The 20,255-nt window shown below is 39.5% G+C and carries 23 protein-coding genes and 1 riboswitch; of the genes, 6 read left to right on the forward strand and 17 right to left on the reverse strand.

Translation table 11 applies throughout. The features are described from left to right. Positions 1-60: 60 nt before the first annotated feature. Positions 61-1,083, reverse strand: coding sequence for a spore coat putative kinase YutH (gene yutH / locus ABE41_RS15565; RefSeq protein ID WP_066292227.1), 1,023 nt, complete (start codon positions 1,081-1,083; stop codon positions 61-63). Between the two features lie 181 nt (positions 1,084-1,264). On the opposite strand from yutH, the gene ABE41_RS15570 reads away from it, so the two are divergent. Next, complete coding sequence (locus ABE41_RS15570; protein ID WP_171978779.1) at positions 1,265-1,762, forward strand: phosphatidylglycerophosphatase A family protein; 498 nt, start codon at positions 1,265-1,267, stop codon at positions 1,760-1,762. A 145-nt stretch (positions 1,763-1,907) separates the two neighbouring features. Here ABE41_RS15570 and ABE41_RS15575 read toward each other — a convergent pair whose 3' ends face one another. The 3 genes from ABE41_RS15575 to ABE41_RS15585 all read right to left on the reverse strand — a co-directional run bounded on the left by ABE41_RS15575 (position 1,908) and on the right by ABE41_RS15585 (position 3,922). Then, entirely contained in the window at positions 1,908-2,675 is a 768-nt protein-coding gene (locus ABE41_RS15575) for a TIGR01457 family HAD-type hydrolase (protein WP_066292230.1), read from the reverse strand. A 66-nt stretch (positions 2,676-2,741) separates the two neighbouring features. Continuing rightward, positions 2,742-3,398: a helix-turn-helix transcriptional regulator gene (locus ABE41_RS15580; RefSeq protein WP_253805362.1), complete on the reverse strand. Its 657-nt coding sequence runs from the start codon at positions 3,396-3,398 to the stop codon at positions 2,742-2,744. A gap of 83 nt (positions 3,399-3,481) precedes the next feature. Continuing rightward, on the reverse strand, positions 3,482-3,922 hold the full coding sequence (locus ABE41_RS15585; RefSeq protein ID WP_066292234.1) for a DUF86 domain-containing protein: 441 nt from the start codon (positions 3,920-3,922) through the stop codon (positions 3,482-3,484). A gap of 108 nt (positions 3,923-4,030) precedes the next feature. On the opposite strand from ABE41_RS15585, the gene ABE41_RS15590 reads away from it, so the two are divergent. Together ABE41_RS15590 and ABE41_RS15600 are read left to right on the forward strand one after the other, a co-directional pair. Further along, positions 4,031-4,300, forward strand: a complete 270-nt coding sequence (locus ABE41_RS15590; protein WP_066292236.1) for a DUF3055 domain-containing protein — start codon at positions 4,031-4,033, stop codon at positions 4,298-4,300. An 857-nt stretch (positions 4,301-5,157) separates the two neighbouring features. Further along, positions 5,158-5,454 (forward strand): hypothetical protein, encoded by a 297-nt coding sequence (locus ABE41_RS15600; RefSeq protein ID WP_172827368.1) that lies wholly within the window; start codon positions 5,158-5,160, stop codon positions 5,452-5,454. A gap of 83 nt (positions 5,455-5,537) precedes the next feature. Here ABE41_RS15600 and ABE41_RS15605 read toward each other — a convergent pair whose 3' ends face one another. Together ABE41_RS15605 and ABE41_RS15610 are read right to left on the reverse strand one after the other, a co-directional pair. Then, the gene (locus tag ABE41_RS15605; RefSeq protein ID WP_066292246.1) at positions 5,538-7,073 is read right to left on the reverse strand and encodes an IS1182 family transposase; all 1,536 of its coding nucleotides are present in this window, start codon (positions 7,071-7,073) and stop codon (positions 5,538-5,540) included. Between the two features lie 115 nt (positions 7,074-7,188). After that, the gene (locus tag ABE41_RS15610) at positions 7,189-7,482 is read right to left on the reverse strand and encodes a YutD family protein (RefSeq protein WP_066292251.1); all 294 of its coding nucleotides are present in this window, start codon (positions 7,480-7,482) and stop codon (positions 7,189-7,191) included. Positions 7,483-7,604: 122 nt separating this feature from the next. Here ABE41_RS15610 and ABE41_RS15615 point away from each other — a divergent pair, with 122 nt between their 5' ends. Next, the gene (locus ABE41_RS15615) at positions 7,605-8,216 is read left to right on the forward strand and encodes a YhcN/YlaJ family sporulation lipoprotein (RefSeq protein ID WP_066292253.1); all 612 of its coding nucleotides are present in this window, start codon (positions 7,605-7,607) and stop codon (positions 8,214-8,216) included. 37 nt (positions 8,217-8,253) lie between these two features. Here the strand turns inward: ABE41_RS15615 and lipA are convergent, their stop codons facing one another. Next, positions 8,254-9,138, reverse strand: coding sequence for a lipoyl synthase (lipA, locus tag ABE41_RS15620; RefSeq protein WP_066292256.1), 885 nt, complete (start codon positions 9,136-9,138; stop codon positions 8,254-8,256). Positions 9,139-9,329: 191 nt separating this feature from the next. Between lipA and ABE41_RS15625 the strand changes: the two genes are divergently transcribed. Further along, complete coding sequence (locus tag ABE41_RS15625; RefSeq protein ID WP_066292260.1) at positions 9,330-10,331, forward strand: M23 family metallopeptidase; 1,002 nt, start codon at positions 9,330-9,332, stop codon at positions 10,329-10,331. A 480-nt stretch (positions 10,332-10,811) separates the two neighbouring features. On the opposite strand, the gene ABE41_RS21110 is transcribed toward ABE41_RS15625, so the two are convergent. The 6 genes from ABE41_RS21110 to ABE41_RS15650 all read right to left on the reverse strand — a co-directional run bounded on the left by ABE41_RS21110 (position 10,812) and on the right by ABE41_RS15650 (position 16,811). After that, the gene (locus ABE41_RS21110) at positions 10,812-10,916 is read right to left on the reverse strand and encodes a MetS family NSS transporter small subunit (protein WP_156774290.1); all 105 of its coding nucleotides are present in this window, start codon (positions 10,914-10,916) and stop codon (positions 10,812-10,814) included. A 1-nt stretch (position 10,917) separates the two neighbouring features. Then, positions 10,918-12,420, reverse strand: a complete 1,503-nt coding sequence (locus ABE41_RS15630; RefSeq protein WP_066292262.1) for a sodium-dependent transporter — start codon at positions 12,418-12,420, stop codon at positions 10,918-10,920. A 189-nt stretch (positions 12,421-12,609) separates the two neighbouring features. After that, the gene (locus tag ABE41_RS15635; RefSeq protein ID WP_066292265.1) at positions 12,610-14,199 is read right to left on the reverse strand and encodes a Na+/H+ antiporter NhaC family protein; all 1,590 of its coding nucleotides are present in this window, start codon (positions 14,197-14,199) and stop codon (positions 12,610-12,612) included. Positions 14,200-14,341: 142 nt separating this feature from the next. Further along, a riboswitch (Lysine riboswitch) is annotated at positions 14,342-14,523 on the reverse strand. A 103-nt stretch (positions 14,524-14,626) separates the two neighbouring features. After that, the gene (gene yunB, locus ABE41_RS15640) at positions 14,627-15,481 is read right to left on the reverse strand and encodes a sporulation protein YunB (RefSeq protein WP_066292269.1); all 855 of its coding nucleotides are present in this window, start codon (positions 15,479-15,481) and stop codon (positions 14,627-14,629) included. 56 nt (positions 15,482-15,537) lie between these two features. Next, complete coding sequence (locus tag ABE41_RS15645) at positions 15,538-16,020, reverse strand: dihydrofolate reductase (RefSeq protein WP_066292270.1); 483 nt, start codon at positions 16,018-16,020, stop codon at positions 15,538-15,540. Next, positions 16,017-16,811, reverse strand: coding sequence for a thymidylate synthase (locus ABE41_RS15650; RefSeq protein WP_066292271.1), 795 nt, complete (start codon positions 16,809-16,811; stop codon positions 16,017-16,019). The genes ABE41_RS15645 and ABE41_RS15650 overlap by 4 nt, the downstream gene beginning before the upstream one ends. Positions 16,812-17,203: 392 nt before the next feature. On the opposite strand from ABE41_RS15650, the gene ABE41_RS15655 reads away from it, so the two are divergent. Continuing rightward, positions 17,204-17,506: a YunC family protein gene (locus ABE41_RS15655; RefSeq protein WP_066292272.1), complete on the forward strand. Its 303-nt coding sequence runs from the start codon at positions 17,204-17,206 to the stop codon at positions 17,504-17,506. A gap of 34 nt (positions 17,507-17,540) precedes the next feature. Here the strand turns inward: ABE41_RS15655 and ABE41_RS15660 are convergent, their stop codons facing one another. The 4 genes from ABE41_RS15660 to ABE41_RS15675 all read right to left on the reverse strand — a co-directional run bounded on the left by ABE41_RS15660 (position 17,541) and on the right by ABE41_RS15675 (position 20,037). Continuing rightward, on the reverse strand, positions 17,541-17,753 hold the full coding sequence (locus ABE41_RS15660; RefSeq protein WP_066292275.1) for a hypothetical protein: 213 nt from the start codon (positions 17,751-17,753) through the stop codon (positions 17,541-17,543). A 95-nt stretch (positions 17,754-17,848) separates the two neighbouring features. Further along, complete coding sequence (locus ABE41_RS15665) at positions 17,849-18,691, reverse strand: DUF72 domain-containing protein (RefSeq protein ID WP_066292278.1); 843 nt, start codon at positions 18,689-18,691, stop codon at positions 17,849-17,851. A gap of 27 nt (positions 18,692-18,718) precedes the next feature. Beyond that, positions 18,719-19,465: an oxygen-insensitive NADPH nitroreductase gene (gene nfsA, locus ABE41_RS15670; protein WP_066292280.1), complete on the reverse strand. Its 747-nt coding sequence runs from the start codon at positions 19,463-19,465 to the stop codon at positions 18,719-18,721. A 122-nt stretch (positions 19,466-19,587) separates the two neighbouring features. Next, on the reverse strand, positions 19,588-20,037 hold the full coding sequence (locus ABE41_RS15675) for an SRPBCC family protein (protein WP_066292282.1): 450 nt from the start codon (positions 20,035-20,037) through the stop codon (positions 19,588-19,590). Positions 20,038-20,255 lie beyond the last annotated feature (218 nt).

Raw genomic sequence — 20,255 nt, forward strand, 5'->3', positions numbered from 1 at the left:
TATTTTCGCATGAACGTACAGAAAAAACAAAAAAGAGCTCTTACGGAGAGCCCTTTATCGTCAAATCATTGGAACGAGCCAGTCAACCATCGGAATATTTAATTCACGCACAGGTAAACCAATCGATCTGAAAAAGCTTTTAAGAAAATACTCATTTTGTCTTTCATACGAGATTAAGTCAGTAAAGCGGCGTACATATAGTTCTTTTCCTATATCCCTCTCATTTTTATAATGGCCTTCAACTGTATCAAAATATTGTGAAGGGAATAAGAGTCTTCCATACAACAATCTCCAAGCACCTTTCGACAGAGGTTTTACCTTTTCATAGTCATCAATTAAATTTAATACTTCGTCACTTCTAAACTGTGGCTGATAAATTTTTTCACGAATGCATTCCGCCATATCTCTCATCGGACTATCAATAACCCAGCCCACAGGCAATTTAATAAAACCGCTAGAAGATCTCAGCCAGGAGCGTTCACTAAAACGGTCATAACAGATTGCAGCAGACCCGATTCCCTTTGGACCTCTTTCTAATTGATAGTCTGTGATGTACTGAATGGCATTCTCTGCAAGTCCCTCATAATAAGGAAAAGTCGTTATAAATAGATGGTCAAAATCATTTTTTTGTTTTCTCGCTGACACTTCAGCATATGTGTTGTGCATTTCATCAACACGGTTCATCCATAAGAGTGGCCATTGCCCATAGGCAACCTGCTGAACCGGGTAATATTGCTCGAGCCCTTTACCCCTTTTATGAAATTCTGCCAGCTCCATTCCTAATGAAACATTCCGCTGTTCTTCCTTCTTATGAGACTTTTTGAAGATGATTACGGATTCTCCATCTACATATGCACTAGGCATGTTTGTAATGGTCGGATGAAGTACGGGCAAGTTGCTTTCTCCCCGCTGCTGCAATAAATCACTGATGAATATCATTTCCTGCAATTTCTCATATGTCATCTGCTGCTGAGGAATAACAATATACTGGTCTCCCTTGCAGGTAAATGTCCGGTACCCGGATTCCGATCGTCTGTCTTCACAAACAAGTTGATAATGATGAAAAATATCTCTTTCAAACAAAGGCGATCCCCCCACCTATCAGCTTTCCACGGCTGCAAGATCATTAACATCCGCATATATGGATACACCATTGTATGCCCATATTGGCGAAGTGGTTAGCTTTTTTTGATAAATTCATAACTTTATCGTGAAAACATATACTATACAAAGCTAAGGAGACTACAGGAAAAGGAGTACAGGGATGCAAAATAAAAAAGTGGAAAATGTCGAAGAAACAGCACGCAAATTGCTGAACGAACGGGGCGTTACGGTAAACGATATAGCTGAACTCGTTTATTTTCTCCAAGTCCCCTACCATCCTGATTTAAAAATGGATGTATGCAGAGAAAATGTTGAAAGAGTCATTGCAAAGCGTGAAGTTCAAAATGCCATATTAACTGGCATCGGGCTTGATGTTCTAGCTGAAGAAAAGAAGTTAGAACAGCCGCTTCAAGAAATTTTGGCTAGAGATGAGAGTCTTTATGGTATTGATGAAATTATTGCACTTTCTATAGTAAATATATATGGTTCGATTGGATTTACGAACTACGGATTCATCGACAAACAAAAACCTGGTATTTTAGAAAAATTAAATGATAAGTCTACTGGCAAAGTTCACACGTTTTTAGATGATATTGTAGGTGCAATCGCAGCAGCGGCATCCAGCCGACTGGCACACAGGGCTGCAAACACGGAATAATAATAAGGCTTAAGAACAAGAGAGAAATTCTTTTGCCCTTAAGCCTTTTTTGTTGTTGCTATTTAAGATAACAGGGGGAAGTTGATTTCCGCTTCTGGATGCTTGCTCCAATCAACTGTTTATCTTCACAACAATATTTCGGTGTTTATTTAATCTCCCACTCATCTAAACCGTTAACTGTGTACGTTGGATGGATATCGATATCTTCGAGATGCTTTTTTGTTGTTACCCCTGTATGAACAAGGAGTGTGTCCAGTCCTGTTCGAATCCCTGCTAAAATATCGGTTTGGTAGTTATCACCGATCATCAGCGATTCTTCTTTTTTAGTACCTAATGTTTTAAGTGCCATTTCCATAATAATCGGCTCAGGTTTTCCGATAAAAATAGGCTCAGTCTGCGTTGAAACCGTGATAACAGAAGTCAGCGAGCCGTTTCCAGGCAAAAGCCCTCTTTCTGTAGGAAGAGCAATATCTCCATTGGTTGAGATGAATGTAGCTCCGTTTCTAACCGCTAGACAAGCTTTAGCTAATTTCTCATAAGTAATAGAACGGTCAATGCCAATTACAACATAGTCTGGATTTTCATCCACAAGTTCTAAGCCCTTTTCCGTAAGAGCTTCTCTAATGCCGTCCTCACCGATACAGTAAACCTTCGCACCTTCTTTTAGATTCGATATGTAGCTGGCTGTTGCCATGCTCGTTGTGAAAACATGGTCAGTAGTAGCAGGTATTTCAAACCCTTTCAATACTTCTGCAACTTGTTTCTTAGTTTTTGAAGAGTTATTCGTAACAAATAAATATGGAAGATTAAGCTCGTTCAGCTTTTTAACGAATTCAACCGCCTCATGGATTCTTTCCGTTCCTCTGTACATCGTGCCATCTAAATCAATCAAAAATCCTTTATATGCTTTCATTAATTTCTCTCCTTTATGTACATTTATCATTCTGCCCATTGCCAAAAAAAACACACCTGAAGCAGGTTATCCTTCAGATGCAGCTCTTTTTTCTTTAATGACATAACAGCAATAATCGCCGCCTTTTGCCATACATGTCTTCCGTTCAATGTCATCTGTATTAAGCATTCTTTTAAATAAAGATAGTTCACATGAACAAGCTTGCTGATATTCATTGGCTACCATAGCGATCGGACAATTATACTCAGTTAGGACATAAGTACCGGGATCCTCACCCTTTTGCCAATCAACCATATATCCTGCTTCATTTTGAATGTTAGCCAGTTCATTCACTTTTTGCTCAAACTGAGTCAGGTTGTTCATACGATCTTTATATTTATCCTGAAGCCGGTTTTCACGTCTTTTAAATAAGCCATCTACCGTTTCAGTTCCACTCAGGTCTTCAATATCTCTTAAAAATTCAACGGTCAATCCGGAATAGTTTCGCGGGAATTGTTCATCACCGCTTGCGGTCAAATGATAAAAATGGATAGGTCTTCCCATGGCTTGACGCACAAGCGTTGTTTCAATAACATGGTCCCTCTCCAATGTATTGAGGTGGCGTCTAACAGCCATTTCTGTAATCCCTAGGGATTTAGCCATTTCCGTAACGGTCATCCGTTTATTTCTTTTTAAAAGATAGATGATCTCATCACGTGTTGAGGTGTGATTCTTCACAGTCATCACCATCCTTTTTACCATTTTACCGTAAACATAAGAAAACGTACATTTTTAAATAAAAATGTTTAAAAACTATTTAGTCCCATTTATTCCGGTAAAAATGCAGATACCGGCCCTAATTCTTCTTCTAAATACCGCTTAACATGAGCTGGAAAAGCTGACAGTTCCGGCATATATTTTTTTATCGTATTGTATGTTTGTTCAACATCTGATTGCGGATAATCCTGAACGAGCGATTTACGCATAATTACTACACTTTTTAAAGATGCTGCTTCATTACTTGGCAATACTTTTTCATCAATAAGAATATCCAGAATGTCTTCAAAGCTGCCTGGATCACGCATGATAAAACCGTCGATGATCATATTACCAACGTCCATCATGGATTCAATAAGCAAATGGCCGATTCGTTCTACAGCAAGAACTTTAACACGATTTTCTGGAAAAGACATTGTTTCAAATGTTGATATTAATTCATTCATATACACTAAATGCTCGTTGATTTTCTTGCGGTCAACAAAATACATAGTCATCACCTTTTGTAAGTTTATCAAGTAAAGTGTAACATAAAAGAAGAGAATTCATTTATCCTAAAAATGAAAATTATCACTAAGAAATTTGAGGAGGCTTTATATATGTCAGATGAAACATTTTTCTTGTATGACGATACAGAAAAAACGGAAACCCGCTTTGTAAGCTTTATGGGGAAAAATACACGATTCGATTTAGCTATTACTAAAACAAGCCGTCATTACGGAAAATCACTTGTGCTGAATATGCTTGGCAGTCACTTTGCTATTATTGGACAGGATGATTTAGAAGAAGAAGGCTATTTGGAGCATGCTTTTAACTTAACGGAAGAGGATGCTATGGAGCTGCGTGAATTTTTAGCGGAGGTTATTTAAAGGCTTTTTGGGGAATTTTTGTTGCTCTTGAATGAGATTAATTTCCGTTGCAGGGCTCGCTTTCCTCAGGGTGTGCGATGAGCCCAATCGTCGCTTAGCGACATTGATTGGTCTCATCTGTCCCACTCATCCTGCAGGACAAGGAAGGCTCCGGCAGCGATACATCGCACGAAGAAAATGTGATTTTCATTTTCGAGGAGTCTCGCCCTTCCACTCCAATTAATTTTCCAAGGAAGAGTTTTCCTAAATATCCCAGTAGCAACATCTTTAGATACGCTCTTTTCTTAAGGCTCTTTTCTAAAAGATTGTTGCTTTAGGCTTTTTCTATTCTCATCATGTGCTAGTTGATAGGAGCGCAAGGTTGCCGACTCCTACGGGACGAGCGGTCAGGTGGAGACTCCTAACGGCGCAAAGCGGCAGGAGGCTCACCGCACGCCCCGTGGAAAGCGAGCAACCTGGAGCGGAAATCAACTACTTTCAAAAGCAACAATGTATGCGAAAACAGGCTTTCTTAAAGGTAAAAAGCAACCTTGCAAGATGATTGGAGTGCAAGGTGCGTGCCTACCACATGAGAAGCTTCTCGCTAGGCATGCGACGAGGAAGCTCACATCGGTAGCATTTACTTGTAGACGCAGGAGCAAGGATACTTCCATGAAGCGGTCAGGTGAGACTCCTAATGGTGCAGAGCGCCAAGGAGGCTCACCGCACGCCACGCGGAAAGCGAGCATCCTGGAACGGAAATCAACTACTTCACAAATGAGGTTTCACTCAAAATGTACCAAGCAAGAATCATCTTCTACGGGACAAACTTTAAGTAAGGATAGAGATAGCCTTTATCCTAAACTGGCCCCGAGAGGATGGTTTTTTTGTTCGAAAAAGAGACAAAGCAGTATACTGATTTTTCGAATGTAGAGACCGGTCGCAACTATGTGCTTCCTGAAGATCTGCCTGAAGGTCCGTACGGTTCCCCTATCAAAAGGGCTTTAGGGAAATCAACTCCGTGGAGAGAAGAGCAGCGTTATTACAGTGCCTTTAACTACGAAAATAAAACCTTGCATGAAGGACTTGAAAGACATGATCCTGGCGCACATCCAACCCACGATGACCCAGAGTATCATTCTGAACAGCCTTACGATGATTCTCGCGGCTCATAAAACAAAGAAAAAGGGGCTGACTCAAAAGTGTAAAAACTTTTGAGGTTCAGCCTCTTTTTCTGTAAAAGTGTCTCTATATGTTTTTAGGCGGCCTTCTTGGCCGCCGATTTTAATAGGTTGTGGGCTAAACTGATCAGCCCAACCTCGATATTTACCTTCGGTAGTCCACGGAGCGAAAACCGCCGGAACGACCGATTGCCCTTGAACTGACCGAAAACACTCTCTATGTCGATTTTTCTTCTCGCATAGAGTTGTTTTCCTTCGTCTGTCCAAAGGCGTTTTTTTGCTTTCGATTTTAGTTCCTGATAGGTCTCATTCACTTGCGTACTTCTTCCATCCTTTGATGTTGTGCATTCTTTTCGAAAGGGACAACCCTCACATTCGTTACACTTATAAACTTTGATTGTGGATTCATACCCTGATTCCGTTTTTTGTTTCTTTTCCCCGGTGAGATAGAGAAGTTTGCCTGCAGCACAAGTGAACGTGTCTTTTTTTACATCATAAAACCAGTTCGATTGGTGATGAGGATTCTTCTTAAAAGACCTTTTTTGTTCTTTCTCAAACAAACCATATTTAATGTATGCTTTCTGCTTTTTCCCTTCTAAATACGCATAGTTTTCTTCAGAACCATAACCGGCATCTGCGATAATGCGTTTTGGATCAATATCAAATTTTGCTTTGACTTCTTGAAGATGCGGGATAAGACACCGTGTGTCTCCCGGGCGCTGGTGCAGGGTATACGATAAAATGAACTGATTGTTGGAGGCCATTTGCACATTATACCCGGGTTTTAATTGTCCGTTCTTCATATGATCTTCCTTCATACGCATGAAGGTCGCATCGGGATCTGTTTTGGAAAAACTTTTTCGATCGCCACATATGGATAATTGCTTCTTATATTTAAGACTTCTTGGCAGATAGTCTTTCTTCATGACCTTTACAGCTTTTTTCAGTTCTTTGTTTTTTGGTTCTTTTTCCAGTTTTTCTTCCCATTCATCTACTTTGTTTTGAATTTTCTCAGGTGAAATCACGGTCTTTTCTTTGTCTTCACAAGACGCTTCTTCTCTCCAAACACCATCAATCTGGGTGATAAGCTCTTCGACTTTCCCCTCAAGTTTTTCCTTATATTTTTCCGTACTCTTCTTCCAAACAAATGTATAACGATTGGCGTTTGCCTCAATTTTTGTACCATCTAGAAAGTAGGATTCGAGCTGAACTTGTCCTTCTTCTACTAAAAGAACGAGCACTTGTTTAAATAAATCGTCTATTAATCCTTTTAATCGTTCTGAACGAAAACGGTTAATGGTCCGGAAATCGGGTGTTTGAAAACCACTCAGCCATATTAGGGGAAGATGCACGGTTAGTTGGTGGGCAATTTCTCGCCCAGAATACATGCGCTGCGTGTAGGCATAGACCAAAACCTTCGTCATCATTTTAGGATGATACGTGCTTCGTCCACCGCCAGGATAATATTTAAGAAAATGTTCATCAGGAATACGTTCAATCATTTCGTTTACAACGCGAGCTACATTATGTAGGGGAATTAATTCACTAATATCCATTGGAAGAGTCAATTGGTCCATGTTATAATCGATGAAAGAAATATGATCATGTTTCATAAAAAAATCGCTCCTTTTAGTTGGTTGTGTTGTGGTGACTTAATCATACTAAATAGGGCGATTTTTTTATTGTGCAAAAAGACATATTAAAAAAGGCTGACACCAAAAGGTCACGTTATGTGTCCTTTTGAGTCAGCCCCTTTACTTTTTTTAACACAAAATACGGACATCCGAAATTGCAATATTCATATATGTATTCCGGCAATGTACTGATTTTCGTATCGAACGTAGCCTTTTCGTGATTATCTTCAAAAAAACCACGCAAACGAAGTTGTTCGTAACCGAGGTCACCAACAATATAATCGTATTTATGTAAAATTTCACTGTAGCGCGCTTTAAATTGTTCCTCATTAAAGGCTTCCCGTACATCTTCAATCACTTCATAGGAATAATTACCAACTGTAATCAAAAATGCTTCACCTCATTTCCTGATACTTATTTTACCATGTTTCGGCCATCAACAGCCAACAATTTCTTTGTAAAGTATTTGCGTTTAAGGTCATTCTAATGGATAAGGAGGTGAAAACACCTGTGAAAAAATTAGGAATGCTTTTATGTTTAGCCATCGTTCTCTCAGGATGCGGTGGTGACGACCAAAAGAAAATGGGACAGGAATATAAATTTTCAAGAACTAATGTCAAAGATGAAAATCGGATTGGCAACAACAAGAATTACGGGGATTTTGGATATATGCGCCATATGTCCGGGGACAAAGTAAAAACAGGAAATGCTGTACCTTACTTAAACCGTCAAAAGCTTGCAGATATGATCTCAGACATGGTTCTTCAGCTTCCAGACATTAAAGATGTCGGGACTCTTGTGACGGATGAAGAAGTATTAATCGGATATAAGACGACGAACAAAGACAGAAATGCTGCAGCTGACCAAGTTAAAATGACTGCATTCTCTGTTGTTCCGAGATATTATCACGTATATGTAACTGATGAAAAAGGCATGATTAATAAAATTGAACAATATCAAGCTTTAAATAATGATACAGAGGATATTGAAGGAATCATCGACCGCCTGATTCAAGAAATGAAGAAAGCTCCACAGGGTAAGAAATGGAATTATGGAGAAAATGAAAACGGCGAAATGAATGGTGAAACTAACCCGATGCGCGGTGAAATGGAAGGAAAATAAAAACCAGAAGCAGATTTTTGCTTCTGGTCTTTTTGTATTAAATGTTTTGGGCTGCGGCATTTACTTGCTCATCCGCATGATAAGAAGAACGTACTAGCGGCCCTGACTCACAATGTTTAAATCCTTTGCTGAAGGCAATATCGCGAAGTTCTTTAAACTCTTCAGGTGTATAATACTTTTGTACTTTTAAATGCTTTTTGGTCGGCTGCAAATATTGACCGATTGTCATGATATCCACATTATTTGCACGCAAATCATCCATTGTTTCGATGATCTCATCCCATGTTTCACCAAGTCCGATCATAAGGCTTGATTTAGTCGGAATGTTTGCATTCATTTCTTTTGCACGGCGCAAGAATTCCATCGTTCGATCATAAGTAGCACGTGCACGAACTCTTGGAGAAAGTCGTCTTACTGTTTCAATATTGTGGTTCATAATATCCGGTTTTGCATCCATCAATGTTTTCAGTGCATCAATGTCACCCAGCATATCAGATGGAAGAACTTCGATTGAACAGAACGGATTACGTGCGCGAACTGCACGAACAGTTTCTGCAAAGACATGTGCTCCGCCGTCTTTTAAATCGTCACGGGCAACAGCAGTTATAACGACGTGTTTAAGTCCCATTTGTTCTACAGATTCAGCAACGCGTTCTGGTTCTTGAAGATCCAATTCAGTAGGCAAGCCTGTTTTTACAGCACAAAAACGGCATGCTCGGGTACAGATGTCACCTAAGATCATAAATGTTGCTGTTTTACGGATAGCCCAGCACTCATGAATGTTAGGACATTTCGCCTCTTCACAAACAGTATGTAGCTTCTTTTCTCGCATCATTTTCTTTAGTTCTTTATAATTTTCGTTTGTGTTTAGCTTTATTTTCAACCATTCCGGTTTACGTACATATTCTTCTTTCTTTGCCATCATCATCACCCCAAATTTTCTTGGTCTGAAAGTCACATTTTTGTTTAGATTTAAACATTATTCCCATCAATACTCTACCATACGACAGCCAAAACTCCAAACATGAGTTTTTTTCCAGCATTTTTCCTTCATGTTTTTTTGTAAGTTCAACAAACTAATGGTAAATGAAAGAAAGGAGTGGTTTGGGACGTATGAGGAAATTTACAGTCCTGTTCCTCACTCTGGCAGCCCTTCTAATGACCTTTCTTCCTGAAAGAAGCAGCGAGGCAGCCGAGCGATTTACTAAAGAAGATGTTGACAGGCTGAGCCTTTATAAAAAAATGGAGTCTGTCACACTAATTCCATGGCATTATTTTGCGGGCGTCGATCAGTATGAAAGAAGTGTCCGAAAAGCGAGACGCGACCTTCCGGCAAGAAAAGGGCTAGTGGGCATATACTTTTCCCCTATTCAATGGTCAGGACCAATCAATCCGATAATGGATGATACAAATCCTGAGCGAATTGCCATGTTTGGCGGAATCGGAAAAGATGGCAACAATGATGGAATTGCTGATCGAAACAACGATGAAGATATTCTGTTTACATTCGCTGAGATCATTCAAAAACATGGTCACGATATTGAAAATTTCAGAATCGGGCTTTGGAGTTATTATCAAAGAGACAAAGCTGTGGATATCATTATGGAAAACGCAATGATCTATGAGACATATGGTACTGTTTCTTTAGATAAACATAGCTTTATTGTGCCTTTAAGATCCAACTACAGCTATCGTAGCACATGGGGTGACCGCCGCGGATTTGGCGGGCTTCGTATCCATGAAGGAACTGATATTTTTGCTGATTATGGTGTTCCAGTGAAAGCTGTCTCGTATGGAGTCGTAGAAGTCAAAGGATGGAACCGCTTTGGCGGATGGAGAATCGGGGTTCGTGACATTAATAACGTGTATCACTATTACGCTCATTTAGGGAGTTTTAATAAAAGCATTGAAAAAGGCTCGATCGTAGAACCAGGTACTGTGCTTGGCTATGTCGGCAGTACAGGATACGGTCCTCCTGGAACGTCAGGAAAGTTTCCGCCGCATCTTCATTTTGGAATGTACCGGGATAACGGGATTACAGAGTGGGCATTTGATCCGTATCCATATTTAAAAGCGTGGGAACGCCAGGAAAGAGTCGATAGCAAGAGAAGATAATAAAAAGAAGCTGAAGCAGCCTCTTTTTTGTTGGGATGAACGCGTATTCCGTATGGCGATCATAAATTCCGTATGGCGATCATAAATTCTGTATGGCGATCATAAATTCCGTATGGCGATCATAAATTCCGTATGGCGATCATAAATTCCGTATGGCGATCATAAATTCCGTATGGCGATCATAAATTCCGTATGGCGATCATAAATTCCGTATGGCGATCATAAATTCCGTATGGCGATCATAAATTCCGTATGGCGATCATAAATTCCGTATGGCGATCATAAATTCCGTATGGCGATCATAAATTCCGTATGGCGATCATAAATTCCGTATGGCGATCATAAATTCCGTATGGCGATCATAAATTCCGTATGGCGATCATAAATTCCGTATGGCGATCATAAATCTCGAGCTGCGCTCTGATTTATGATCTAAGAATGAAAAAAGCTGATTCCTCAAACGAGAAATCAGCTTTCTTTTTATTTTTTTCTAGAAACCCGTACCACATTCCCTATACTAGCCAGCAAGCCACCCCAAAGGATCACCATGCCGATAACCATCATTGCAATCGCACTGCCTGTCATATCAGCTGACCTCCCTTTTCTCTTGTACAGCATTTGTTTTCCATTTCACTAAGCTTAGTAAGAACCCAAGTACGATAACACCAATAGCAACAGCTAATCCATACGTAACGACTAATCCAGTCGGATATCCGCCATAGTTTTCAGCAATGTTTTGTTTAATGTTATCAAACATCATGTAGCCAAGAAGAATTGGTGTTATAACACCAAGGCATATTTTCCACCATAATCCTGTTCTTAAATCCGAAATAACATTCGCATGATCTTGAAGTCCCTTCATCTGTTTGAAGAACCAAGCGATAAGTACAACTTCAACAAGACCTGCTAATGTAATTCCAAAGTTGTTAATGAAGTAGTCTGTAATATCAAGCATGTACAATCCGCCTTTTGTTGCGAAAAGTAAAGAGATTACAGAAGCAACTCCTCCACCCATAAGTACTGCTTTTGTTCTGGAAATTCCGAATTTATCTTGTAATGCTGCAACATATGTTTCAACGATTGAGATTAGCGATGTCATACCCGCAAATACAAGTGTTAAGAAGAACATTGTTCCGAAGAAGGCATTTCCTCCTGGGAACTCATTAATAATTGCCGGGAAGACTTCAAAAGCGAGTCCGATACCGCCTTTTACAACTTCAGCAACAGGCAGCCCTTGCTGCATAGCCATGAATCCTAGTGCTGCAAAAACTCCGATACCAGCAAGAAGTTCAAAACCTGAGTTTGCAAATCCAGTTATAAATGCATTGTTATTAATATCAGATTTCTTTGGCAGATAGCTCGAATACGTCACCATGATTGCAAAAGCAATAGATAATGAGAAGAAAATCTGACCGTAAGCCGCTACCCATACCTTACCGTTATTGATCATACTCCAGTCAGGTGAGAAGAACGTATTTAATCCTTGACCTGCACCTTCAAGAGTTACTGCACGAATAACAATTAATAAGAACATAATCACTAGAGCAGGGATAAAAATTTTATTGAATCTTTCAATACCTTTTGAAACGCCCTTATATAATACTAATAGCGTTACTACCCACACGATTAAAAGCGCAATTACTACTCCTGGAACAAGACCGCCAACCTCGCCTGGCTTAGCACTTAATTGCAGCACTTCACCGTAAAAGAAATCAGAAGGCTTGTCTCCCCATGTAAGATTTAAAGAGTAAATAGAGTACTTGAGTGCCCATGCAATGATTACTGCATAATAAGTTGAGATGACAAACGCTACAAATACTTGCCACCATCCAAGCCATTCCGCATTCTTGTGAAGACGGAAATAAGATAGCGGTGCTGATCCTCTGTACTTATGTCCTAGTGTAAATTCCAGGATCAATAAGGGAATACCTGCCGTTAATAGTGCTACTAAGTAAGGGATAAAGAATGCTCCTCCACCGTTTTCATAAGCAACAGCTGGAAATCTCCAGATGTTACCCAATCCGATCGCAGAACCGACTGCTGCTAAAATAAAACCGTAGCGGCTTCCCCATTGTTGCCGATCTTCCATTGTTGTTTCCCCCTTTTTGATAAAGTCAAAAATTTTACAATTGTTACTGTTTTCTGACTATTCTGGGTTTAGTATATTACAATTAAATGAATCCTGTCAAAATGTTTTTAGTAATTTTGTCGTAATATAGCGAATCAGGTCGTATAAATATAAGAAAAAGTGCCCGGTTTAAAACCGGGCACTTCCAAATTAAGCTCTTATTGTATTTTTATTAACACTATCTTTACCGGACCATTTTTTTATTAGGACTATTGAAACAGCGAAAACAGCAAATGCTGCAAGCAGTCCGATCCAAACACTTCCTGTTAATCCTAATGCTAAATAGCCAATGGCTGAAATAACAGCGGCAATTAAACTATAAGGAAGCTGCGTCATTACGTGATCGATATGATGGCTTCCCGCTCCTGTAGAAGAAAGAATGGTTGTATCAGAAATTGGTGAACAATGGTCTCCAAATACTGATCCAGCAAGTACTGCAGCTAATACAGGCAGCATAAGTTCAACATTCGTAGAAGCTGCAATCTCTGCAGCAATAGGAAGCATTACACCAAAGGTTCCCCATGATGTACCTGTCGCAAAGGCCATAAGACCAGACAATACAAATAATACTAACGGCAGATAAGCCAGGTTCATGTGCTGATCCACTAATCCAGCTAAATATTTTCCTGTTCCGAGACTATCGATTACTGAAATAATCGTCCACGCAAAAATTAAAATCGTTACAGCACCCATCATGGATTGTGCGCCTCTACCCAATCCTCTTGCTAATCCAGAAGCTCCCATCTTTTTAGGCAAGAAGAAAAGGATTGCTGTAGCTAAACCAATTAATCCTCCATAAAGCAGAGACTTCGGTACATCTGTATTTTCAAAAATGGATAGAAGAGTAACCTTTGTAGGTTCTTCTAGACCCTTTACATTTTCAATACCAGTATAGAACATGAAACCAACTGTTGCTGCGATTAAAAGAACGATCGGCCACACAAGGTCTCTCACTTTTCCTTTATCACTTTCTTCAAGCTTAATGCCTTCACCAATTGCTCCTTTTTTCTCTGGATCAATAACTTCTCCAGTAGCTAAAGCACGTTGTTCATGCTGTTTCATCGGACCGAAATCCAATTGAAAATAAGCAACTGCAAATACCAAAATAAGTGCAAAAACTGCATAAAAATTCATTGGAATCATTTGAATAAAAGCACTAAACGCTGAAATATTTGTGATCTCATGAGTTGCTAAAATCGTTCCAATAATACCGATAATATAAGCACCCCAGCTTGATACCGGAGAGATTACACAAACAGGCGCAGCCGTTGAATCTAGATAATAAGCAAGCTTAGCACGTGAAATTCTGTGGCGGTCTGTTATAGGTCTGCTAACATTTCCGACAGCTAATGAATTGAAATAGTCATCGATAAAAATTACTAGTCCAAAAACCACTGTCAGAATTTGAGCACCTCGTCTAGTCTTTACTCGGGAGATAGCCCATTCACCAAAAGCGCGGCTTCCGCCAGCCATGGAGATAATACTTGTCATCATTCCCAAGATCAATAGGAACAATAGAATATAGACGTTCCACTCGTTCAGGGCTCCATCTGAAATAAAATGCCCTTTAACAATCGTTCCAATCTCTTTCAATGTTGCTCCAATATTAAAGTCATGAAGCAGTAATGCGCCTGCTACAATCCCCGCCCCTAGCGAGATAAGTACTTGCCTAGTTAAAATAACCATTAATATGGCTAATACTGGCGGTATTAATGAATAAATCGAATTCTCAAATTCCATGATGTTCCTCCTTCTTCTAATTAGCCATCCATGTTGAGGAGTTTATACAGGACGCTGAGGAAAAAAAGACAAAATAAAAAGCGATTAATAGACAAGGAAATAACCTGCTATCAATCACTTAAGTAATTTATGGTTTTCCTCATCGATCAGTAGTCCTCCACTGCGTAGTTACCCTCGCAGTGACAGTTTTACACTTATTTAGTGTAAACCCAGCAAAAATGAACAGACCGTCATTTTTTGCTTCGGCGGAAGTTCCTTTCCTTTTTCTTCACAGACGTCACTCTCTGAAAAAGTACTCTTAAAATCCGCTCCTCTACCCCATCGGTGATAGGCTTAAAGACATATAAAATTTAAAATTCACTTATCATTATAACAAAGTTCGCATATTGGTCAACCCTGATAGAAGTTGTTAATTTAAGGAAGCCTTTTATTCAGCTGATTCATCTGCAACTTCATCGGCAGCACTTTCCTCTATTGCCTCAGCATTTTCTTCCTTCTTCTTTTTAGCATCTTCTTTATCTTTTATATTGGGATCAATTGGAAGTGCTGGCTGAATCGGATCTCCTGATTGATTATAATAAATCGGTACTTCTCCAGGAATAAACTGTCCCATGATCTGTATCGGTCTCGTAACTGTAGCTGTTTCAGTAGCAAAAGGGATAACTACTTTCGCCTTTACCGTGACAATGATATTAATTGAGATCCACGTATTATTAATACCAACCGTTTCAATTTTCTCTTCGATGTCTGTGTTTACATCGCCTACGATCGTAAACTTAATCGGAATTTTCGGACCTAAGTTTGCGAGTAAAGAGTTTTCAGTTGCCTGCCCCAATGGGATAGACATAATTACTCCGGGTTCATTTGAATGATTTTTTGATAAACCTAATTCATTTGACTCAATACTTTTCGGAATACGGCCTTCTTCAATTTCCTTCAAAAACTCTTGAACAACAATGGCTGATTGATTTTGTACTTTATTCACTATTTGCTGGTTCACACCTGCATATACAATATTCCCATCTTTATCTTCTTTAGAGACTAGAATGTCTTGCATATCAATCGAATCAAACAATTTATTAATAATGGCTTCATTAATCGCCAAGGATGCGATCTCTTCTGTTTTTCTTTGAGCTACATGCATCAAAGTAGGTTCAATTCCACGGTCCACCAGCCACAATCCTTGAAGTGTGATAAATACAAAAAGAGTAAAGGAAATAAGCACAACATATCGAAACGGAAGCGGCCCTTTTCGCAGTCTCATTTTTTTTCGTTTAAACAAAAGGTAACCCCCCTTTCCTACAATGTATGCAGACAAGAGGGGGGCTCATTCGAGTTTTAAGACTTAATTTTTTCGTATACTACCAATTCATGAGGATATTTGTTTTTTTCATCAACGATTCCTTCTGTCCGGGATACCTCTTTCCACTCGTTATCATTTAATTCAGGAAAATAAGTATCGGCTTCAAACGTATGATGAATCTCGGTAATATATAAGCGGTCTGCAACAGGAAGAAACTGCTTGAAAATCTCTGAACCGCCTATTACACATATTTCTTCAGCATTTATTTGCAGTACTTCATCTACAGAATGAACAATAGTTGTCCCTTCTGCCTCATAACTTTGATCTCGGGTAACTACGATATTTTCTCGACCAGGCAGCGGTTTGCCGATCGATTCATATGTTTTTCTGCCCATAACTATTGGTTTCCCCATCGTTGTTTTCTTGAAATGCTTTAAATCATTAGGAAGGTACCACGGCAGATCATTATCTTTTCCGATGGCCCGGTTTTCATCCATAGCTACGACAAAAGAAATCATACACTCACCTCACCTTTAATATGAGGATGCGCCTCATAATCAACGAGTTCAAAATCATCAAAAGTAAAATCAAAGATATTTGTAACACTCGGATTCAATTTCATTTTAGGCAGTGGCTTCGGTTCCCGTGTCAGCTGCAGCTCAACCTGCTCGATATGATTCAGATAGATATGAGCATCACCAATCGTATGAACGAATTCTCCAGGCTTCAGACCGGTCACCTGAGCCACCATCATCGTTAATAGGGCATATGAAGCGATGTTAAACGGAACACCCAAGAAGCTGTCAGCAGAGCGCTGGTATAACTGACATGAGAGCTTTCCATCTGCAACGTAAAACTGAAACAGCAAATGACATGGAGGCAAAGCCATATTTGGTACATCTGCAGGATTCCATGCTGAAACAATCAATCTTCTTGAATCAGGGTTATTTTTAATATCATTAATCACGTTTGAGATTTGATCGATTGTATCCCCGTTTGGAGCGGACCATGAACGCCACTGATGGCCGTAAACAGGTCCTAAATTTCCCTCTTCATCTGCCCATTCATCCCAGATTCGAACTTTGTTTTCTTTTAGATAGGCGATATTTGTATCACCTTTTAAGAACCATAAAAGTTCATGAATGATTGATTTTAAATGAAGCTTTTTTGTTGTCACGAGGGGAAAACCATCTTCCAAGTCAAATCTCATTTGACGTCCAAATACAGAGACCGTTCCAGTGCCTGTCCGATCTTCTTTTTTCGTGCCATTATGTAAAATATCTTGAAGAAAATCCAAGTATTGTTTCATTTTTATCGCCTCCTATTTTTCTTGGGCAGTTTTCGTAACTGTGATTGCTATTGGAAGATGTTGATTTCCGCTCCAGGTGCTCGCTTTCCGCGGGGCGTGCGGTGAGCCTCCTGGCGCTTTGCGCCGTTAGGAGTCTCACCTGTCCGCTCGTCCCGCAGGAGTCTCGCACCTTCCGCTCCAATCAACTTTTCAACGAAGATTTTTCTAAAAATGTCCGTAGCAATAATCTTTTAGAAAAAGCCATTTCCTATTATCGTATCACAGAGGGCAGTCCTGTCCAATCTTTAGATTAAATTCTTTTTTGTTCATTATTTCGCCTTAAAATTAGCTTCAACACCTAACACTTTTTCCTTTTTTACACATAAAAATAGTAAGGAGAAAGGAGTGGAAGCATGTTAGAGATGAACCCGATTTTAATAGAAGGACATCCGTTTACCGCTGTCACCCTTCGTTTGCCAAAAACAAATTTTATGGCTGTTTTTAACGAGAATGGATATATTATGTGCGGAGCTTTAGATGTAGCCTTATTGAACGAAAAGTTAGCAGACCGTAAAATTATTGCAGGGCGTGCTGTAGGAGTAAGAACGATCGAGCAGCTGCTGGATGCACCTTTAGAATCTATTACACTTGAAGCAAGGGAAAAAGGTATTGAGGTTGGTATGCAAGGGAGAAAAGCACTTTTAAAGATGCTTTAAAAATAAAAAACTGCGCAGCATCGCGCAGTTTTCTTTATGCTTTAAAACGGTCTCTGGTGACTTTTAATGAGATTAGATTGATACATAACACCAGTGTCAGAAATTGAATCCGTTCAGAGTTGTTTGTAAATATGTAGATAAATAGCAAATAAACGCCACTGACGACAAACGCAATCTGTAAGTAGTACATCATCTGAATCAATTTTTTGAAATCCAAGGTGATCCCCACTTTCTTCATCCAGCTCACGTTATTTAATTCACCTTAATAGTATATCAGGCTGTTTACTAAATTGAATCTTTTATTACCTTTTGAAATTAATTTGTAATATTAGGAAATTAATTTTAAAATAAATCGAGCTGGCGGGGTGCCAGAAAATCGTATTGTATATCTAAAAGATCGATCATTTCCTTTGCATTATCTGCTGCATCTCCGCCTGAATTGTTGTTAAACAAGATTGTAAGGTTCTTAGTTTCGGAAGCTAACGTCTGAATGCGCTCTTTCCACTCCAGCAGTTCTGCTTGATTATAACGGTACAAATAACGGACTTCTCTCCAATTTGGCTGTCCTGAATTGTTCCATCCGTATACGTTTCTGCCATGCAAACGAATCAGTGTTTTTTCCTCTGTTGTATGCATGACAATCGGTATAGAACCGCTCCCTGCCTGCGGCTCATCGCAAACCGTGTGTATCCACTGTTCTTCGTCTATGAACCGAAGTGTTTTTTCCTTCATCTCTTCACTAAACCATGTTTGATTCCGAAACTCTAAAGCTACTGGAATATCACCCATCATCTCTTTTGCATATCGAAGATCCTGAACATTTTCTTTTTTACAGTCGAACCATGGCGGATACTGAAAAAGAACCATCTCCAGTTTTCCTGAAGTGATCACCGGCTGGATAGATTGTATGAACGCGTCGAACATTTGTTTACCAGAATCAAAAGGCAGCTTTCCTCTCGAATGGCCTGTCATCCCTTGATACGCTTTAACAACAAAGGAAAAATCCTTTGGTGTAGCTGCAACCCACTTTTCATAGTTTTTTGCAGGCTGAACCGCATAAAAGGAAGAATCCACTTCTACAACAGGGAAATGACCGCTGTAAACCGCCAGTTTATCTCTTGCAGGAGTACCGTCCGGATAAAGTGAATCGTGATCTCCCCATCCCGTTACACCTATTTTTATCATTCTCTAAACTCACCTGCCTGTAAGTTTTTAAGTTTTATTTAATCCCTTTTCACGAACAAATTCTTTCATATAAGCTCGCTTCGGAGACGACATTGAAGTGGTGATTTGTGTCACCCATCCTTCCGTACGTTTGCCGCCAGTTCGCTTCTTATAATATTCAGCTGTTTCCTTTTCATATTGATTTAAAAGTTTTTTCGTTTCCTCATTCTTCTTATACCCGTTTTTATGAAAAACAGACTGAATTGGCAAACGAGGTTTCTTACCGGGCTCAGCATCTGGATACCCTATAGCCATGCCAAACAGGGGCAGCACATGTTCCGGGCAATCGAGCAGTTCGGAGACTTCTTTAAGATTGTTTCGTATTCCGCCTATGTATACGATTCCCAGTCCTAGGGATTCAGCTGCAACCGCCACATTTTGTGCAGCAAGGGAAGCATCAACTGTACCTACCATGAAAGCTTCTGTTGATTGAATGGTGTCGTTAATATTCTTGTCTAGCATTTCAGCAGCTACTTTATGACGGTTATAATCTATACAAAAAACAAAGAAATAGCCGTTGTCAGCAACATAAGACTGATTGCCTGCAAGTTCAGCGAGTTTTTGCTTCTTCTCCTGATCTTCAACCCCGATAATGGTGCATACCTGCTGATAGCTTGATGTTGAGGCAGCCTGTGCACATTCAACAAGTGTCGTAATCATTTCTTCACTTATTGATTTGTCTTTAAATTTACGAATTGATTTATGAGCTAGTATGGTCTCTATCACTTCATTCATGAGGGTGGATGCTCCTTTATTTTATAGTGATTGTTGATTGCATTATATACTTTTTTAAAGCAAAAAAGCGAACCCAAGGAATTGGATTCGCTTTGAAATTACATATAGAATTAAAGAATTATTCAGAAACTGCTTAACATTCGTTTGTCTAGATGTTCAAGCACTAATGGCCAGGCATCTTCATGCTTGTCTCTCGATACTCCATCTGAAAATCCTGAATGCGTAAGGCGGATTCTTGTTCCACTCTGAACCGCTTCCATTTCAACGGTCACAACTGTTTCAGCACCCTCTGTTCCACCAGAACCTGTTACCCATGTTATTTCAACGAGTCGGTCTTGTTCAAGCCTTAGAAAACGTCCGTAATGAGGGTGACGCTGTTCTTCAAAAACTGTTTCAAAGTAAAATGGTGTATTAACTTCTCCATACATTAATAATGTCCCAGGAGCAGCAAACCATAGATCAAACTGCTTCGTCCAAGCGCGGAATAATACGTCAGGGCTTGCATGCATTTGACATTCTACCGTTAAGCTAAAAGGTCTTTTTGTTAAATCGGGAATGGTAATTGGTTTCATAAGGTCTCCTCCAAAACTAAAAATAATTTCTTTGAAAATGCCAGGTAAAGAATGGTGAAATAACATGTCGAGCAGTTTTACTCAAATCTCTATCGATCCAAGCATCTTGTTTTAATGAGAAGATTCGGTTGATAGAACCAATTATAAGCCCGAACTAATTAATGGTTTATGAGCCTTTTAAAATAATTTATGGTTCTTCAAAAAGATTTATAGGCTTT

The sequence above is a fragment of the Fictibacillus arsenicus genome, from assembly GCF_001642935.1.
GTDB classification, from domain to species: Bacteria; Bacillota; Bacilli; order Bacillales; family Fictibacillaceae; genus Fictibacillus; species Fictibacillus arsenicus_B.

What these genes read in the sequence shown, in the direction of transcription:
- ABE41_RS15580 (WP_253805362.1), bottom strand. Translation starts at nt 3,398, where the DNA reads ATGACTGTGAAGAATCACACCTCAACACGTGATGAGATCATCTATCTT.
- ABE41_RS15665 (WP_066292278.1), bottom strand. Translation starts at nt 18,691, where the DNA reads ATGATAAAAATAGGTGTAACGGGATGGGGAGATCACGATTCACTTTAT.
- ABE41_RS21110 (WP_156774290.1), bottom strand. Translation starts at nt 10,916, where the DNA reads ATGACAGGCAGTGCGATTGCAATGATGGTTATCGGCATGGTGATCCTT.
- ABE41_RS15630 (WP_066292262.1), bottom strand. Translation starts at nt 12,420, where the DNA reads ATGGAAGATCGGCAACAATGGGGAAGCCGCTACGGTTTTATTTTAGCA.
- ABE41_RS15625 (WP_066292260.1), top strand. Translation starts at nt 9,330, where the DNA reads ATGAGGAAATTTACAGTCCTGTTCCTCACTCTGGCAGCCCTTCTAATG.
- ABE41_RS15605 (WP_066292246.1), bottom strand. Translation starts at nt 7,073, where the DNA reads ATGAAACATGATCATATTTCTTTCATCGATTATAACATGGACCAATTG.
- ABE41_RS15675 (WP_066292282.1), bottom strand. Translation starts at nt 20,037, where the DNA reads ATGAAACCAATTACCATTCCCGATTTAACAAAAAGACCTTTTAGCTTA.
- lipA (WP_066292256.1), bottom strand. Translation starts at nt 9,138, where the DNA reads ATGGCAAAGAAAGAAGAATATGTACGTAAACCGGAATGGTTGAAAATA.
- ABE41_RS15655 (WP_066292272.1), top strand. Translation starts at nt 17,204, where the DNA reads ATGTTAGAGATGAACCCGATTTTAATAGAAGGACATCCGTTTACCGCT.
- ABE41_RS15635 (WP_066292265.1), bottom strand. Translation starts at nt 14,199, where the DNA reads ATGGAATTTGAGAATTCGATTTATTCATTAATACCGCCAGTATTAGCC.
- ABE41_RS15600 (WP_172827368.1), top strand. Translation starts at nt 5,158, where the DNA reads ATGGTTTTTTTGTTCGAAAAAGAGACAAAGCAGTATACTGATTTTTCG.
- ABE41_RS15570 (WP_171978779.1), top strand. Translation starts at nt 1,265, where the DNA reads ATGCAAAATAAAAAAGTGGAAAATGTCGAAGAAACAGCACGCAAATTG.
- ABE41_RS15575 (WP_066292230.1), bottom strand. Translation starts at nt 2,675, where the DNA reads ATGAAAGCATATAAAGGATTTTTGATTGATTTAGATGGCACGATGTAC.
- ABE41_RS15590 (WP_066292236.1), top strand. Translation starts at nt 4,031, where the DNA reads ATGTCAGATGAAACATTTTTCTTGTATGACGATACAGAAAAAACGGAA.
- ABE41_RS15585 (WP_066292234.1), bottom strand. Translation starts at nt 3,922, where the DNA reads ATGTATTTTGTTGACCGCAAGAAAATCAACGAGCATTTAGTGTATATG.
- nfsA (WP_066292280.1), bottom strand. Translation starts at nt 19,465, where the DNA reads ATGAATGAAGTGATAGAGACCATACTAGCTCATAAATCAATTCGTAAA.
- ABE41_RS15645 (WP_066292270.1), bottom strand. Translation starts at nt 16,020, where the DNA reads ATGATTTCTTTTGTCGTAGCTATGGATGAAAACCGGGCCATCGGAAAA.
- ABE41_RS15650 (WP_066292271.1), bottom strand. Translation starts at nt 16,811, where the DNA reads ATGAAACAATACTTGGATTTTCTTCAAGATATTTTACATAATGGCACG.